This is a genomic window from Leifsonia sp. Root227, from assembly GCF_001428745.1.
Taxonomy (GTDB): Bacteria; Actinomycetota; Actinomycetes; order Actinomycetales; family Microbacteriaceae; genus Leifsonia.
Genome location: NZ_LMIO01000002.1, coordinates 1039035 through 1053636 on the forward strand (window position 1 = coordinate 1039035; position 14602 = coordinate 1053636).

The following is a 14602-nucleotide window of genomic DNA, read 5'->3' on the forward strand; positions in this document are numbered from 1 at the left end:
GCGCTACTCGTCTTCGCCGAGCTCGGCCTGGACCTCGGGAGTGAGGTCGAGGTTGGTGTAGACGTTCTGTACATCGTCCGAGTCCTCGAGAGCGTCGATCAACCGGAACACCTTGCGCGCCGTCTCGGCGTCCGCCTCGATGTTGAGGCTCGCCACGAACTCGACGTCGGCCGAGTCGTAGTCGATGCCGGCCTCCTGGAGCGCCGTGCGGGCGGCGACCATGTCGGTCGCCTCTGTCTGCACCTCGAACGACTCTCCGCGGTCGGTGACGTCTTCCGCACCGGCGTCGAGCACGGCCGTGAGAACGTCATCCTCGGTGAGGCCATCGGCGTGCGGGACGACGATGACGCCCTTCCGGTGGAAGTTGTATGCGACGCTGCCTGGGTCGGCCATGGTGCCGCCGTTGCGGGTCATCGCCGTGCGCACCTCGGCGGCAGCGCGGTTCTTGTTGTCGGTCAGGCACTCGATGAGGAGGGCGATGCCGTTGGGGCCGTAGCCCTCGTACATGATCGTCGCGTAGTCGATGGACTCGCCGGTGAGTCCTGCGCCGCGCTTGACGGCGCGGTCGATGTTGTCGTTCGGGACCGAAGTCTTCTTCGCCTTCTGGATGGCGTCGACCAGCGTCGGGTTGCCGGAGAGGTCGGCGCCGCCCATCTTGGCCGCGACCTCGATGTTCTTGATCAGCTTGGCGAACGACTTGGCGCGGCGCTGGTCGATGACCGCCTTCTTGTGCTTGGTCGTTGCCCACTTGGAATGCCCGGACACTGGTGCTCCCTCAGTTACGTCTAAAGATCCTGACCATTGTAGGACGTGCACACGCTCAGGCCGCGCGCACCTTGCCAAGGAAGTACTCGTGGAATCGGCTGTCCCCCGTGATCTCCGGGTGGAACGACGTGCCGATCAGGTTGCCCTGTTCGACGGCAACGACCCGCCCGTCCGCGAGCTGCGCGAGCGGCGTCGCCCGTGATCCGACGCTCTCCACGATGGGCGCACGGATGAACACGGCGTGCATCGGCTCCCCTCCGACGGCGGGAACGTCGAGGTCTGTCTCGAACGAGTCGAGCTGCGAGCCGAACGCGTTGCGGCGCACGGAGACGTCGAGTCCGCCGAGGCTCTGCTGACCGCGGATGCCGTCGAGCACCCTGTCGGCCAGCATGATGAGGCCGGCGCAGGTGCCGTAGACCGGCAGGCCGTCGGCGATCGCCTGCTTCAGCGGCTCAGCGAGGCCGAAGGTGCGGGACAGCTTGTCCATCACGCTCGACTCCCCGCCGGGGATCACCAGACCGCCGACTTCCGCCAGTTCGGAGGGCCGACGGACGGGCACGGCGTCGGCGCCCAGTCCGCGCAGGACCGCGATGTGCTCGCGGAAGTCTCCCTGCAGGGCCAGGACGCCGACCGGCGTGCTACCAGCCACGCTCGGCGAGGCGGTGCGGAGCTGCGAGGTCGGAGACGTTGATGCCGACCATGGCCTCGCCGAGTCCACGGGAGACCTCGGCGATCACAGCGGGGTCGTCGTAGAACGTGGTGGCCTTGACGATCGCGGCGGCGCGCTGCTCCGGGTTGCCGGACTTGAAGATGCCGGAGCCGACGAACACGCCGTCCGCACCGAGCTGCATCATCATCGCGGCGTCCGCGGGGGTGGCAACGCCACCAGCGGTGAACAGGACGACCGGCAGTGTGCCGGTCTCGGCGATCTCGACAACGAGGTCGTACGGCGCCTGCAGCTCCTTGGCCGCGACGTACAGCTCGTCCTTGCTCATCGCGCTGAGCGCTGCGATCTCGGACTTGATCTTGCGGATGTGCTTGGTCGCCTCGGAGACGTCGCCTGTTCCCGCCTCGCCCTTCGAGCGAATCATCGCAGCGCCCTCGTTGATGCGGCGCAGCGCCTCACCCAGGTTGGTCGCTCCGCAGACGAAGGGGACGGTGAAGCCCCACTTGTCGATGTGGTTGACGTAGTCCGCCGGCGACAGCACCTCCGACTCGTCGATGTAGTCGACGTCGAGCGCCTGCAGCACCTGCGCCTCGACGAAGTGACCGATGCGGGCCTTCGCCATGACAGGGATGGAGACCTCGGCGATGATGGCCTCGATCAGGTCGGGGTCGCTCATCCTGGCGACGCCGCCCTGCGCGCGGATGTCGGCGGGGACGCGCTCCAGCGCCATGACGGCGACGGCTCCCGCATCCTCGGCGATGCGCGCCTGCTCGGGCGTGACGACGTCCATGATGACGCCGCCCTTCAGCATTTCTGCCAGGCCCCGCTTGACCCTGTTCGATCCGGTGGCGGCGTTCTGTTCCGTGTCAGCCATCGTGGTCCTCTCGTCTGGAACTAAGTAATCTTTGACCTATGCCAAACGATAGCACTCGGCCTGACGCTCGCTAAACTCGGGAGCGACATGGATCAGATCATCACAGGGACGACCGCCGCAGAGATCGCAGACAGCGTGCGCACCCTGCACGAGCGCGGCGAACTGCGGACGGGCGATGCGCTCCCGCCCGTCCGCGAACTCGCCGCTCTGCTGGGCGTCAACCGCAACACGGCAGTCGCCGCGTACCGGCTGCTCGCGCAGGCGGGCGTGGTCGTCGCCCGCGGAAGGGCGGGAACGGTGGTCGCCGGCCACGAGGCCGTCGCGCAGGAGGGCTATGCGGCAGACACCGTCCTTCGCGACATCGGCACGGGCAACCCCGATCCCAGGCGCATCCCCGACCCGAGCAGGGCGCTGGCGCGCGCTGCAGGCCGGCCCGTGCTCTACGGCGAGCCGGTGATCGACCCCGCGCTCGAAAGCCTGGCCATCTCCTGGGCTGGCACGGACCTCCCAGGCGTCGACCTGCGCATCACCGTCACCAGCGGCGCCGTCGATGCCGTCGAGCGCCTGCTCGCACAGGCGCTCCTCCGCGACGACGCCGTCGCGCTCGAAGACCCGTGCTTCCTGGCGAGCATCCACACGGTGCGGCTCGGCGGCTATCGCGCCGTCCCCGTGCCGGTCGACGAGGAAGGAATGACCGTCGCCGGACTGCAGGCGGCGCTCGACGCCGGCGTCCGCGCGATCATCTGCACGCCGCGCGCCCAGAACCCGACAGGCTCGACCCTCACGCCTCGCAGAGCCGCAGCACTGCGCGCCCTGCTGACCGCTCATCCATACGTGCTGGTCATCGAGGACGACCACTTCTCGATGCTCTCCCAGCTCCCGTACGAGACCCTCATCGGCCCCGAACACCGCCGCTTCGCGCTGGTGCGCTCGGTGTCGAAGTTCCTCGGACCCGACATGTGCCTCGCCATCGCGGCGACGGATCAGGAGACCGCCGACCGTCTCGCCCTCCGGCTCAGCCCAGGCACGACGTGGGTGAGCCACCTGCTGCAACGCCTCGTGCTCTCCCAGCTCACCGACGAGACAGTACTGGGCGAGATCGCCGACGCAGGCCGCCACTACGCCGAGCGCAACGCGGCTTTCGCTGCGCGACTCAGGGAGCACGGGCTGCATGCCTCCGCGGCAGACGGCCTCAATGTCTGGGTGGAGTCGCCGATCGAGGCGAAGGTAGTGGCCGAGCGACTGATGCGGCGCGGCTGGCTCGCCCGCACAGGCGACGAGTTCCTGCTGACCGAGCGTGCAGCGCCGTCGCACCACCTGCGGCTGACGGTGCACGACCTCACGGAGGATGAGACCGCACGGCTGATCGACGACCTGGCCGACGCGGCGGATTCGCGTTCCAGCCAGAGAGCGTGACTCCTGGGACCACCGAACATCCCGTCACCTGCGCTCCAGCGACCACCTTACGCCGTTGTAATGTTTGTTGTTAACCAGTAATGTTTTGCCGGTGACAGAGCATGCAACATTCGGCTTCACAAGGTTGATCGCCATGACGGCGATCATCGGCGGCATCAGTGCCGGGGTGAGCGGCTGCTCGGTGTCCGGGGCAGACAAGGAAGAACAGATGCAGGCGAATTTGGCGAACCAGCGGAAAGTCGCGGTGAAACTCGTGGAGAACTACCCCAATCCCGAGTTGGAGTCGATCACATTCACGAGCGCGGGCAGCGTAGGCGGCGCGGGCGACTGGGCGGCTCGGGCTGTCATCTCCGTCGGAGGACGCGACTACAACGGCATCCTCGGGACCTCGCTCTCAAGCGGGGACGGTTTGCCCACGATCGCCGAGGATGTGACGCCGGGCCTCGTGGCCGTGACCTACAGTGACGGCACCTCTGAGATGCTGCCATGACGAGCGACAGCGACTTCGCGGACATCGCAAGAATGGCGTATCGAGTCGACCCGCTGTGGCAGGACCCTCCCGAAGCAAAAGGAACACAATTTCCCCAGGAGAATCCGCGGTATGTGGTGATCTCCGACCCCGCCAGCGATCCGGTGACGGGTTTTCAAGGCATGGCGGTGGCGCCGCTGGTGGACGGCCTGCCGGATTATTCGCAGGTGCACGTGTCGTTCGCGGGGACGAATCCAGGCCACCATGCCGACATCAGCGCTGATGCGCAGATCGTGCTCGGGCGGGAGACCGCCAGCGCGACGCAGGCCGGTCAGGCTCTCGCCTACGCCGAGAAGGTGCGAGCGGACGTGCTGAGGGAGAACCCCGACGTGACGTTCTCAACCGTCGGCCATTCCCTGGGCGGCTACCTCGCCCTCTACGTCGCGGGCGAACTCGAGTGGACGTCGACGACGTTCAACGCACCCGACCCATGGAACGCGATGACCCCGCGCGCCCAGCAATGGCGACGCGACCAGCTCGACGCCGGCACCACGACGTGGCGCAACTTCGTGAACGAATGGGACCCGATCGCCAACTTCCACGGCAACGGGACAGGCGCCGCCATCTACGTCACAGGCGAGCCAGGGAAAGACCCCCTCTCCTACCACAACCTCGAAACGGGGTTCCCGTTCGACGCAGACGGCGCGATCACCACCACCGGCGACGGCCGATCCACCTACGAGATCACCGAGAACCTGCTCAGCGGGTTCCCCGCCAGCGTCCGCCCCGTCCCCGCCGCCGCCCTCTCCCAGCTCCTGACTGTGCTCCACGACCCGGTCGTCGGCGCGTCGGTCGGGAGCTCCGTGTCCGCGATCCTGGTCGCCGTCGACACCATCGCCTCGGCCGCGCTCGCCTCCACGATCCTGAAATCGGCCGAGCACCTGACACAGCTCAAACAGCTCAACAGTGGCCTGATCCCGCAGATGCAACACGACCTCGACAACGCCAAACGCGCCGCCCTAGACCTGCCTTACATCACCGAAGCCGACATCGAGAACTGCGTCACCACGCACCGCCTTCGCGTGCACGACAACATCGACGAAGACGCCGTCGACACCGTCAACCGGCGCATCGACGACCACCTCGACACTGTCCAGAAACTCTTCGACGGAATCAACACCGCCATCCACAACGCCACCGCACAAGACGAACAATGGGCATCCGTCTACCGTCAGTCCAGCGCGAACGCGAAGTAGCCCCATGAGCAACGACGGATCGAACCGCACTGCCCGGACGCACCTCAGCCTCGCGGACGTGATCGAAGGGATCGCGAGCGGCGACCACGACATTGCTCATAACGCCCAGAGCTACATCGACGAACTCGTGCACCAGGCCGCGGTCCAGCTTCTGAACGCGCTGCTCCCGCTGATCGTTCATGGAGACAACGCCGTCACTCGTTCCACCCGCTGGGTCGCAACGGAAGCCAGCACCCTCGAATTGCAGCTCGACCTGGCCGGCGCAGACATCAGCAACACCGTGCTCGCCGGACTGGTCGCCGAGAAGGTCGAGATCGGTCTCAATCGCATCACCACGGATCTCGACTTCACAGGCGGAGTGAACAGCATCACGTGAGTCGACGTCGCTCGGCGCGAGCAGGTTCTGCGATCTGAGAGGATCGAGGGATGAAGATCCTCTCCATCCAGTCCGCGGTGGCGTACGGCCACGTCGGCAACTCCGCAGCCGTCTTCCCGCTCCAGCGCATCGGGGTCGAGGTGCTCCCCGTCTACACGGTGAACTTCTCGAACCACACCGGATACGGCGCCTGGCGCGGACCGCTGATCGCTCCGGAGGACGTGCGCGAGGTCATCACCGGCATCGAGGAGCGCGGCGTGCTCGGGCAGATCGACGCCGTGCTGTCCGGCTACCAGGGCGGCGAGGGCATCGGCGACGTGATCATCGACGCTGTCGCCAGGGTCAAGGCCGCCAACCCGGATGCGGTCTACGCCTGCGACCCTGTGATGGGGAACGCGACGTCCGGATGCTTCGTGGCCCCGGCCATCCCCGACCTGCTGCGCGACCGCGTCGTACCGGTCGCCGACATCATCACACCGAACCAGTTCGAGCTCGGCTACCTCACCGGCACCTCCCCCGACACCCTCGAATCCACGCTCGAGTCGGTGGATGCGGCGCGCGGCATGGGCCCAGACACCGTGCTCGTGACCAGCGTGGAGCGTCCAGACCGACCGGAGGAGACCATCGAGATGCTCGCCGTCGACGGCACAGGCGCGTGGATCGTGCAGACCCCGCGACTGCCGATGAAGGCGAACGGGTCAGGCGACGTGACCGCCGCACTGTTCACCGCGCACTACCTCCGCGACCGCAGCGCGGAGTCCGCCCTGCGTAAGACCGTGTCGAGCGTGTACGACCTGCTGGCCCGCACCCTGGAGTCGGGCGAGCGCGAGCTGCAGCTCGTGGAGTCGCAGGAGTTCTACGCGAACCCGCGCGAACAGTTCGCCGTTCGCCAGGTGCGCTGAACGCGCTACCTCCGCTGAACGCGGCAGCGCCCGCATCGTCTCCGGTGCGGGCGCTGTGCGTAGCGGGGCTTCGCAGCGGTCCGGTCAGGCGTCGTCCTTCGGCCACGCGTCGGCGATGGCCGCGCGCACCTCGCCGAGGAGCTGCGGGAGCGCCTTCGTCTTGGCGATGATCGGCAGGAAGTTCGCATCCTGAGCCCAGCGCGGCACGATGTGCTGGTGCAGGTGCGCCGCGATCCCCGCTCCGGCGATGGCGCCCTGGTTCATCCCGAGGTTGAAGCCGTCGTTCTTCGACACCTCGCGGATAACCCGCATCGCCGTCTGGGTGAGGCTGCCGATCTCGGCGACCTCTTCCGGCGTCGCCTCGTCGTACTGGGCGATGTGGCGGTACGGGCAGACCAGCAGGTGTCCACTGTTGTACGGGAACAGGTTGAGCAGCGCGTACGCGTGCTTCCCGCGCGCGACGATCAGCGCATCCTCGTCGCTCATGCTCGGCGCGACGCAGAACGGGCAGTCGTCTTCGCCCGGCTGCTGACCGTGCTGGATGTAGACCATCCGGTGCGGCGTCCACAGGCGCTGGAACTCGTCCGGCACGCCGACGAGATAGCCGGGGTCGTCGATGCGGACCCCGCCCTCCTCGGCGCCGGTTGCACCGGCCGCCCCGGTCGCGCGGTCGGCGCTTCCGGCGCGGTCGGCGCTCTCGGCGTAGTCGTCGAGGCTCAGTCGAGCCATGCGGTGTCGACCTGCTCGTGCTTCTCGATCGCGGACACGATGCGGTCGATCGCCTCGTCCACGGTGACCCCGTTGCGCTGTGTGCCGTCGCGGAAGCGGAAGCTGACCGTGCCGGCCGACGCGTCCTCCTCGCCGACGATGAGCTGGAACGGCACCTTGGCCTTGGTGTGGGTGCGAATCTTCTTCTGCATCCGGTCGTCCGAGTGGTCGACCTCTGCGCGCACGCCGCGCGCCTTGAGACGCGAGACGACGTCGTCCAGGAACGGGCCGAACTGGTCAGCGACCGGGATGCCGACGACCTGCACAGGAGACAGCCACACGGGGAACGCCCCGGCGTAGTGCTCCAGCAGGATCGCGAAGAACCGCTCGATCGACCCGAGCAGAGCGCGGTGGATCATCGCGGGCTGCTTGCGGGTGCCGTCCGCCGCGGTGTACTCCAGCTCGAACAGCTCCGGCTGGTTGAAGTCGAGCTGCACCGTGGAGAGCTGCCAGGTGCGACCGATCGCATCCCGTGCCTGCACCGAGATCTTCGGGCCGTAGAACGCGGCCCCTCCCGGGTCGGCGACGAGCTCCAGACCGGATTCGACGGCGACCTGTCGCAGCGTCTCCGTCGCCTGCTCCCAGCTCTGGTCCGAACCCACGTACTTGTCGGGGTCCTTGGTGGACAGCTCCAGGTAGAAGTCGGTGAGGCCGTAGCCGCGCAGCGTCTCCAGCACGAACTCGAGCTGGCGCGCGACCTCGTCCTTGATCTGCTCATCGGTGACGTAGATGTGGGCGTCGTCCTGAGTCAGGCCGCGCACACGGGTCAGGCCGGAGAGCGTTCCGCTCTTCTCGTAGCGATACACCGTGCCGAACTCCGCCAGCCGCAACGGGAGCTCCCGGTAGCTGCGTCCGCGCGCCCGGTAGATCAGGTTGTGCATCGGGCAGTTCATGGGCTTCAGGTAGTAGTCCTGGCCCTGGCGGGTGACGTGACCCTCCGCATCCACCTCTTCGTCCAGGTGCATGGCCGGGAACATGCCGTCTTTGTACCAGTTGAGGTGCTGGCTGATCTCGTAGAGGCGGCCCTTGGTGATGTGCGGGGTGTTGACGAGCTCGTAGTCGTTCGCGATGAGGCGCTCGCGCATGTAGTTCTCGATCTCGTTCCGGATGATCCCGCCCTTGGGGTGGAACACCGCGAGACCGGAGCCGATCTCCTCCGGGAAGCTGAACAGGTCGAGCTCAGAGCCCAGCTTGCGGTGATCGCGCTTGGCGGCCTCCTCCATGCGGGTCTGGTACGCGCGCAGCTCGTCCTTGGTCGGCCAGGCCGTTCCGTAGACGCGCTGCAGCTGCTTGTTCCTCTCGTTGCCGCGCCAGTACGCGGCGGCGACGCGGGTGAGCGACCAGCCGTTGCCGATCATCCTCGTGTTCGGCAGGTGCGGGCCGCGGCAGAGGTCCTTCCAGACCGTCTCCCCCGTCTTCGGATCGACGTTGTCGTAGATCGTGAGCTCCGAGCCGCCGACCTCGACGGACTCGCTCTCGTCGAATGCGGTGGTGTCGCCGTGCACGACGCCGCCCTTGAGCCCGATGAGCTCCAGCTTGTACGGCTCGTTCGCGAGCTCTGCACGCGCCTCGTCGTCGGTGACGACCCTGCGCACGAAGCGCTGGCCCGCACGCACGATGCGTGACATCTCTTTGTCGAGCGCCTTCAGATCCTCCGGGGTGAAGGACTCTGCGACGTCGAAGTCGTAGTAGAACCCGTCGGTGATGGGCGGCCCGATGCCGAGCTTGGCCTCAGGGTTGATCGCCTGGACGGCCTGCGCGAGCACGTGCGCTGTCGAGTGCCGGAGAATGTTCAGCCCGTCCGGAGAGTCGATGGTCACCGATTCGACGGTGTCCGTGGTCGTGACCTGCGTTGCGAGATCTTTCAGTTCGCCGTTGACGCGCATCGCGACAACGGAACGGTCGGTGAAGAGCTCGAAGCCGTCAGCCACCTTTTCCACTCCTTGGGATCGTGTTAATCGGAACCCTTCAACCTTAGTGCGCGCGGGAAGGGCGCCTTCGCGCGCGACGGAGGTGCGCACAGCCCCCTCCACAGGCTGCGCCCCCGGAAACGACGAGATGCCAGAAACCGTGTCGAGATCAGGAAGGATCGACGCAGTTTCTGGCATCTCGTGAGCGTGAGCCGGCGCGGTCAGTCGTTGCGGCGCATCCAGTGCTCGCGCATGAACATCCGGCCGAACCACGCGCTGAGTCCGTTGCCGCCGAACTCTTCGGGGTCGGCATCGAACACCTCCGTGCCCTCCGGTTCGGGGAGCGCTTCCGCCTGCGCGGCCGTCAGCGTCGTGTGCACGGCGGCCGTGGTGATCCGGCCGACGACGCCCGCGTCGACGAATCGCAGCCCGTTGGCCGTCGTGACGGCGATGCCGTCGAAGAGGTCGATCGTGCTGTCCTGGAGCACGTGCTCGACGGTGCCGATCTCGGCGCCGTCGGCATCCAGAACCGCCGTGCCCGTGGTGAGTGCTGTATATGCGATCGGCGTCTCCGCCTGCCCTTGTGTGTTGTCCGTCACGCCGGGAACTCTACCCCCGGGCAGCTTCCGTGCGGAATGGCCAGCACCGACGCCCCCCCTCATCCCCCAGGAGGATGCCTCCTGGCACCCACGGGAGGTAGCGTCGAACACATGCATCGACGTGGAGCCGCCGCGGTCGCGCTCCTGCTGACAGGGGCGCTGCTCTCCGGGTGCAGTGCCCTGCACGATCTGGCGGCGGGCAGCACGACCGGGGATGCGACACCCTCACCGCGAACGTGCCTTCCTCCGGGCGCGGACCCCGACCCGTCTCCGGCTCCCGCTCCGACCCTGGACCCGAACGTCGCCACGCAGATCCGGAAAGCGCTCGCCGCCGTGCGCGCGTTGCCCGCAGTGGACACTGTCGGCGAGAGTAGGTCCAACGCTCAGAGCACATACCCCGACCCCGAACGCTCCTACTGCCAGCTCGTGGAGAACCACTTCTCGACGGACGTCACTGTGACCGTGTCGCCGGAGGCGACGCCGCAGCAGGCAGGGGCCGTGCCGTCGACGATGGCGAAGCACCTCGCCTGGACGGGTGTCAGCCTGTCCATGACGGTGCCCGCCGGCCCCGGACACGTTGCCAGCGTCGTCCACTACAACCGGACGTTCGACCAGTCGATCCCGCTGGAGACGTCCACCGGGGTGGCCGACGGCCTGCAGCGCATCGCCTCGACTTCCGGGGTGACCTCCGTGGAGGCGTCGATCCCCTACACGATGCGGGTGGAATACGGGTCGCTCACGGTGACGGTCGATCCCGCTGACGAAACCACGCTGGCGGCAGTGCGCAGCGTCATCGACGGGACCGCGTTCGCGGACACGACGCTGCACGGATCGTTCCACAATGGCGCGAAGCCGTAGGAGGATGCATCCTCGCTGGACGATCCGCTCACGCGGAACGTCGCGGCGTTCGCGTCATTTCTGCGTGATGTGAGCCAGCCGGATCAGGTTCCGCGCCGCCATCGCGACCGTGAGAGGCCCGACGCGTGGGACGAAGACGCCCGCACGCTCCTTGGCCGACTCAGCGAAGTTGGTGAACTCCGCGACGTCGACGCAGATCGCGCCCGCACGGATCTCGTCGCCTCGGATGAGTTCGAAGTCACGGGATGGCACGGCCGAGATGACGACGTCGGCGTCGGCCAGCGCTGCCGCACGGTCGATTCCCGACGACCGCACCTCGTGGGTGTGCCGGCCGATGGCAGGCTCGTAGGTCACGGCTCCCGAGATGTCGAGCGAGTGGACGCGCGCGCCGTCATTGGCCAGCATGGCCGCGAGCGGGCGTCCGACCACCTCGCTGCGGTTGATCACGCACGCCGTGACGCCCTCGAGCGGGGCGTTCCCGCTGGTGCCGCGCATCCCGGCACGGTTCAACAGCTTCAGAATGGCCAGGGGCGTGCACGGCAGGATCGCCCGCAGAGTGCGGCCGGAGTCGACGAACCGCTCGTTCTCGTAGAGAAGGCGGCTCCAGAAGGAGTGCATCCCCTCGATGTCTTTGCGGGGATCGACCAGTTCGCGGAGCCATCGGTCGTCGCGGCCGGCGAGCGGGTAGTAGAGGAAGATGCCGTCCACGTCCGCGTCGACGTTCGCGGCCGCGACGGCCGCCTCGGCCTCGTCCGGCGTGACGTGGCGGAGGTCGAATTCGATGCCGACATCGTCGAAACCCCGACGTGCGAAGCGCGCATACGTTGCGGCCGGGCCGTCGTCCTGGCCGAGGAGACCGACGACGCGGAGCGTGCGACCTTCAGCACGGAGCCGTTCCACGTCCTCACGGACCTCGTCCCGGAAGGACGCAGCCACGGGGGACGGATCGAGCACGGTTGCGGTCATGAGGCCTCCTGTAGACGATGGGCGAGCTCCGTGCGCGTCGCCAGCAGAGCCGGTGCGCGGTGGGAGTGCATGCGGTCGAGCTGGGCGAGGTTGACATCGACGGTACGGATGGCGGCCCATGCGGCGCCGCCGATGACGTCGCGGCCCGCGATCACGTCGCTCACGATTCCTGGCTTCACCGCGGATTCAGCCTCGCGCGAGGCGTCGAGTGCGTCGATGAGGGCCGCGACAAGCGAGAGCGGACGCTCCGTCGCTGCGACGGTCGCCGCCTCGATCACTCCTCGGCGCTGCTCACGATCTGCGTCGTCCGAGCGAGGCAGGCGATAGGCGGACATGAGGCGCTCGAAGTCCGTCACGTCCGCATCCGCGCCGGGGACGATACGCTCCTGCAGAGCACCGAGTCGCTCACTCAGAGACTCCAGCTCCGGGTCGGCCGTCACCGCGACAGCCATCTGCACGAGGCCGACCCCGAGCGCCCCCGTCATGGCAGCGATCGAGCCGCCACCCGGCGTCGGTTCGGACGATGCCGTCCTCGACAGCAGCTCCGACGCGGGGAGCTCCCACAAACTCTGTTGCACCCACCAAGCCTATCCACGCCGACAGCACGGTTCGGCCTCGACGTGGGTTCCCCACGGGAATCGTTCGTCCTCAGCCGGCCGGTGTCGCACCCACCTGAGGGCCGAGCGGCCGGTAGGTCAGGGGCGTCACACGAGACGCCTGTCGCAGCGACGTCAGCTCCAGCTGCTGGGGAGGCACGCCGTCGAACACACGCACCCCAGCGCCGGCGATGTACGGAGTCACATGGAGTCGCAACTCGTCGATGAGCCCTGCGGTCAGGTAGGCGTTGACCGTGCTCGGGCCTCCGATGACCTCGATGTCCCTGGCGCCCGCCACAGCGCGCGCCGCCTCCATGGCCGAGTGGATGCCGTCGGTGACGAAGTGGAACGTCGTCCCGCCCTCCATCTCGATGGGCTCGTGAGCGTGGTGGGTGAGCACGAACACCGGGCCGTGGAACGGCGGATTCGGCCCCCACCAGCCACGCCACTCACGATCCCATCCCCCTCGAATCGGACCGAACATATTGCGGCCCATGATGAAGGCGCCGGCGTCGGAGATCGCCGCGACCTCCGACTGGTTCTCGCCGTCGTCCTGGAACATCCAGCCGTGCAGCCAGTTCTCGTCGAGGTCGCCGAACGGTTTCTCCTCCGTCTGATTCAGCCCCGTCGCGTAGCCGTCCGCCGTGACCGCGAGGTCGCTGTTCACCGTGCTCATGATGTGACTTCCTCACCCGTCGTCGTTAGCAATCGGTTCGATGGTAGGTCGATCCGGAGTTCTCCGACAGGTTCGTGGATGAGCTGCGCAGACAGCATCCGAGGCTCGTGACGCGCTCAGTAGATCGGATGCACCAGCTTGCGCACCTCGACCTGTGAATACCGCGCCTCGACAAAGCGCCCGGCGATCTCCACCGCTCTCTCCAGGCTCTCGCAATCGACGGTGTAGAAGCCGCCGACCCACTCCTTCGACTCGCTGAATGGGCCGTCCGTCAACCGGACGTGGTGCGGAGCGCGACGGTCTGCGCGCACGATCGCTGCAGTCCGTTGGCTGTATTCGTTCGAATCCAGGTACTCGTCGGATTCCTTCAGCTCGGCCAGCATCTGCTGGTGGACACGCGCCCATTCCGCTGCGACAGCCGGGTCAGGATGGTCGCCTTGGGCGGCTGCGGCGAACTCGGAGTTGTTGTAGATGATGATTTCGAAACGCATTGTGCTCCTGTCAATGGTGTGAGTGACACATTGACGTCGAACGAACCCGTCCGTATTCGACACTTTGCTCGCCGGAGATCTCCTGTCCCGGCACAACGAAAAAACCCCCGGATCTCCGGGGGTTCTGCGTGGTGGGCGATACTGGGATCGAACCAGTGACCTCTTCCGTGTCAGGGAAGCGCGCTACCGCTGCGCCAATCGCCCAAGCCTGAATGACTCCAGGTTGGAGGTGGATACGGGATTCGAACCCGTGTATACGGCTTTGCAGGCCGCTGCCTCGCCTCTCGGCCAATCCACCGTTTGGGTTCACCACCGTTGTGAGAAGCCCGACCTTTCGATCGGGCTGACTCGAGCGGATGACGAGATTCGAACTCGCGACCCTCACCTTGGCAAGGTGATGCGCTACCAACTGCGCTACATCCGCATTTCGTTCCGCATCTCTGCGGCACTTGAATGACTTTAGCCGATGCCGACGCGGAAAACCAAACCGGGTGACGCAGCCGGGTGTGTCGCGCTGCCGATGTGCGCTCGGCCCCGTTCGTCGGCTAGTATCGAGTCTCGCAGCCGGTTCACGGCCGCGAAACCCAGGGCGATTGGCGCAGTTGGTAGCGCGCTTCCTTCACACGGAAGAGGTCATCGGTTCGAGTCCGGTATCGCCCACCGAACGCCCCCGGTCCGCCGGGGGTTTTTGCGTTCCCGCCACCGTGTCATCATGCAGGGATGGCATCGTTCATCTTCATCTACCGGGCGGGACCCGACCCCATCCCGCCGTCGCGGCTCGCAGAGAATCGAGAGGCGTGGCGGGCCTGGAACGTCGCGCTCCACGAGGACTACGGCATCCGGACGGCGCACGGGAAGCTCGTGACCTCGGATGGGGTCACGGAGAGTGACGGCCAGGTGCGAGGAGCGTCGATGGTCGAGTTCGATTCGATGGAGGCCGCGCTCGAGGTGGCGAGGCGCAGCCCGAACCTCGCATTCGGCGGAACCGTGGAAGTCCTGCAGGAGTACTGAGC

Annotated in this window: 17 protein-coding genes and 4 tRNA genes; 8 read left to right on the forward strand and 13 right to left on the reverse strand. The window is 67.0% G+C overall.

Features of this window, described 5'->3' with window-relative positions:
- Positions 1–3 precede the first annotated feature (3 nt).
- Genes ASE16_RS09920 through pdxS form a run of 3 tightly spaced genes read right to left on the reverse strand, consistent with a single transcriptional unit; the run spans position 4 to position 2306 of the window.
- On the reverse strand, positions 4–765 hold the full coding sequence (locus ASE16_RS09920) for a YebC/PmpR family DNA-binding transcriptional regulator (protein WP_055894205.1): 762 nt from the start codon (positions 763–765) through the stop codon (positions 4–6).
- Positions 766–820: 55 nt separating this feature from the next.
- On the reverse strand, positions 821–1414 hold the full coding sequence (gene pdxT / locus ASE16_RS09925) for a pyridoxal 5'-phosphate synthase glutaminase subunit PdxT (RefSeq protein WP_055894208.1): 594 nt from the start codon (positions 1412–1414) through the stop codon (positions 821–823).
- A complete protein-coding gene (pdxS, locus tag ASE16_RS09930) occupies positions 1404–2306 on the reverse strand; it encodes a pyridoxal 5'-phosphate synthase lyase subunit PdxS (RefSeq protein WP_055894211.1) in 903 nt (300 codons plus the stop codon). Before pdxS ends, pdxT begins: the two co-directional genes overlap by 11 nt.
- A gap of 87 nt (positions 2307–2393) precedes the next feature.
- Here pdxS and ASE16_RS09935 point away from each other — a divergent pair, with 87 nt between their 5' ends.
- The 5 genes from ASE16_RS09935 to pdxY all read left to right on the forward strand — a co-directional run bounded on the left by ASE16_RS09935 (position 2394) and on the right by pdxY (position 6725).
- The gene (locus ASE16_RS09935) at positions 2394–3722 is read left to right on the forward strand and encodes an aminotransferase class I/II-fold pyridoxal phosphate-dependent enzyme (RefSeq protein WP_055894213.1); all 1329 of its coding nucleotides are present in this window, start codon (positions 2394–2396) and stop codon (positions 3720–3722) included.
- Positions 3723–3855: 133 nt separating this feature from the next.
- On the forward strand, positions 3856–4212 hold the full coding sequence (locus ASE16_RS09940; protein ID WP_055894215.1) for a hypothetical protein: 357 nt from the start codon (positions 3856–3858) through the stop codon (positions 4210–4212).
- Positions 4209–5447, forward strand: coding sequence for a hypothetical protein (locus ASE16_RS09945; RefSeq protein ID WP_235500443.1), 1239 nt, complete (start codon positions 4209–4211; stop codon positions 5445–5447). Before ASE16_RS09940 ends, ASE16_RS09945 begins: the two co-directional genes overlap by 4 nt.
- Before the next feature lie 4 nt (positions 5448–5451).
- Positions 5452–5823: a hypothetical protein gene (locus ASE16_RS09950; protein ID WP_055894216.1), complete on the forward strand. Its 372-nt coding sequence runs from the start codon at positions 5452–5454 to the stop codon at positions 5821–5823.
- Positions 5824–5873: 50 nt separating this feature from the next.
- Entirely contained in the window at positions 5874–6725 is an 852-nt protein-coding gene (pdxY, locus tag ASE16_RS09955) for a pyridoxal kinase PdxY (RefSeq protein WP_055894217.1), read from the forward strand.
- An 84-nt stretch (positions 6726–6809) separates the two neighbouring features.
- Here the strand turns inward: pdxY and ASE16_RS09960 are convergent, their stop codons facing one another.
- The 3 genes from ASE16_RS09960 to ASE16_RS09970 form a co-directional block, all read right to left on the reverse strand.
- Positions 6810–7454, reverse strand: a complete 645-nt coding sequence (locus ASE16_RS09960) for an HIT family protein (protein WP_055894219.1) — start codon at positions 7452–7454, stop codon at positions 6810–6812.
- Positions 7442–9379 carry a threonine--tRNA ligase gene (gene thrS, locus ASE16_RS09965; RefSeq protein WP_414843030.1) on the reverse strand — a complete coding sequence of 646 codons (1938 nt, stop codon included), beginning with the start codon at positions 9377–9379 and terminating at the stop codon, positions 7442–7444. The genes ASE16_RS09960 and thrS overlap by 13 nt, the downstream gene beginning before the upstream one ends.
- Before the next feature lie 245 nt (positions 9380–9624).
- Positions 9625–10002 (reverse strand): hypothetical protein, encoded by a 378-nt coding sequence (locus ASE16_RS09970; protein ID WP_055894224.1) that lies wholly within the window; start codon positions 10000–10002, stop codon positions 9625–9627.
- A 111-nt stretch (positions 10003–10113) separates the two neighbouring features.
- Here ASE16_RS09970 and ASE16_RS09975 point away from each other — a divergent pair, with 111 nt between their 5' ends.
- Positions 10114–10860: a hypothetical protein gene (locus tag ASE16_RS09975; RefSeq protein ID WP_055894226.1), complete on the forward strand. Its 747-nt coding sequence runs from the start codon at positions 10114–10116 to the stop codon at positions 10858–10860.
- A gap of 54 nt (positions 10861–10914) precedes the next feature.
- Here the strand turns inward: ASE16_RS09975 and ASE16_RS09980 are convergent, their stop codons facing one another.
- The 7 genes from ASE16_RS09980 to ASE16_RS10010 form a co-directional block, all read right to left on the reverse strand.
- Entirely contained in the window at positions 10915–11826 is a 912-nt protein-coding gene (locus ASE16_RS09980; RefSeq protein WP_055894228.1) for a bifunctional methylenetetrahydrofolate dehydrogenase/methenyltetrahydrofolate cyclohydrolase, read from the reverse strand.
- Entirely contained in the window at positions 11823–12404 is a 582-nt protein-coding gene (locus ASE16_RS09985) for a cyclodeaminase/cyclohydrolase family protein (RefSeq protein ID WP_082581338.1), read from the reverse strand. Before ASE16_RS09985 ends, ASE16_RS09980 begins: the two co-directional genes overlap by 4 nt.
- Positions 12405–12474: 70 nt before the next feature.
- Complete coding sequence (locus tag ASE16_RS09990; protein WP_055894233.1) at positions 12475–13098, reverse strand: dihydrofolate reductase family protein; 624 nt, start codon at positions 13096–13098, stop codon at positions 12475–12477.
- A gap of 116 nt (positions 13099–13214) precedes the next feature.
- Complete coding sequence (locus tag ASE16_RS09995; RefSeq protein WP_055894237.1) at positions 13215–13589, reverse strand: YciI family protein; 375 nt, start codon at positions 13587–13589, stop codon at positions 13215–13217.
- Positions 13590–13718: 129 nt separating this feature from the next.
- A tRNA-Val gene (locus ASE16_RS10000) sits at positions 13719–13793 on the reverse strand.
- 20 nt (positions 13794–13813) lie between these two features.
- Positions 13814–13887, reverse strand: a tRNA-Cys gene (locus ASE16_RS10005).
- A 53-nt stretch (positions 13888–13940) separates the two neighbouring features.
- Positions 13941–14013: transfer RNA gene (locus ASE16_RS10010), tRNA-Gly, on the reverse strand.
- 163 nt (positions 14014–14176) lie between these two features.
- Here ASE16_RS10010 and ASE16_RS10015 point away from each other — a divergent pair.
- Positions 14177–14249 (forward strand) — tRNA-Val (locus ASE16_RS10015).
- Between the two features lie 60 nt (positions 14250–14309).
- A complete protein-coding gene (locus ASE16_RS10020; RefSeq protein WP_055894240.1) occupies positions 14310–14600 on the forward strand; it encodes a YciI family protein in 291 nt (96 codons plus the stop codon).
- Positions 14601–14602: the final 2 nt, after the last annotated feature.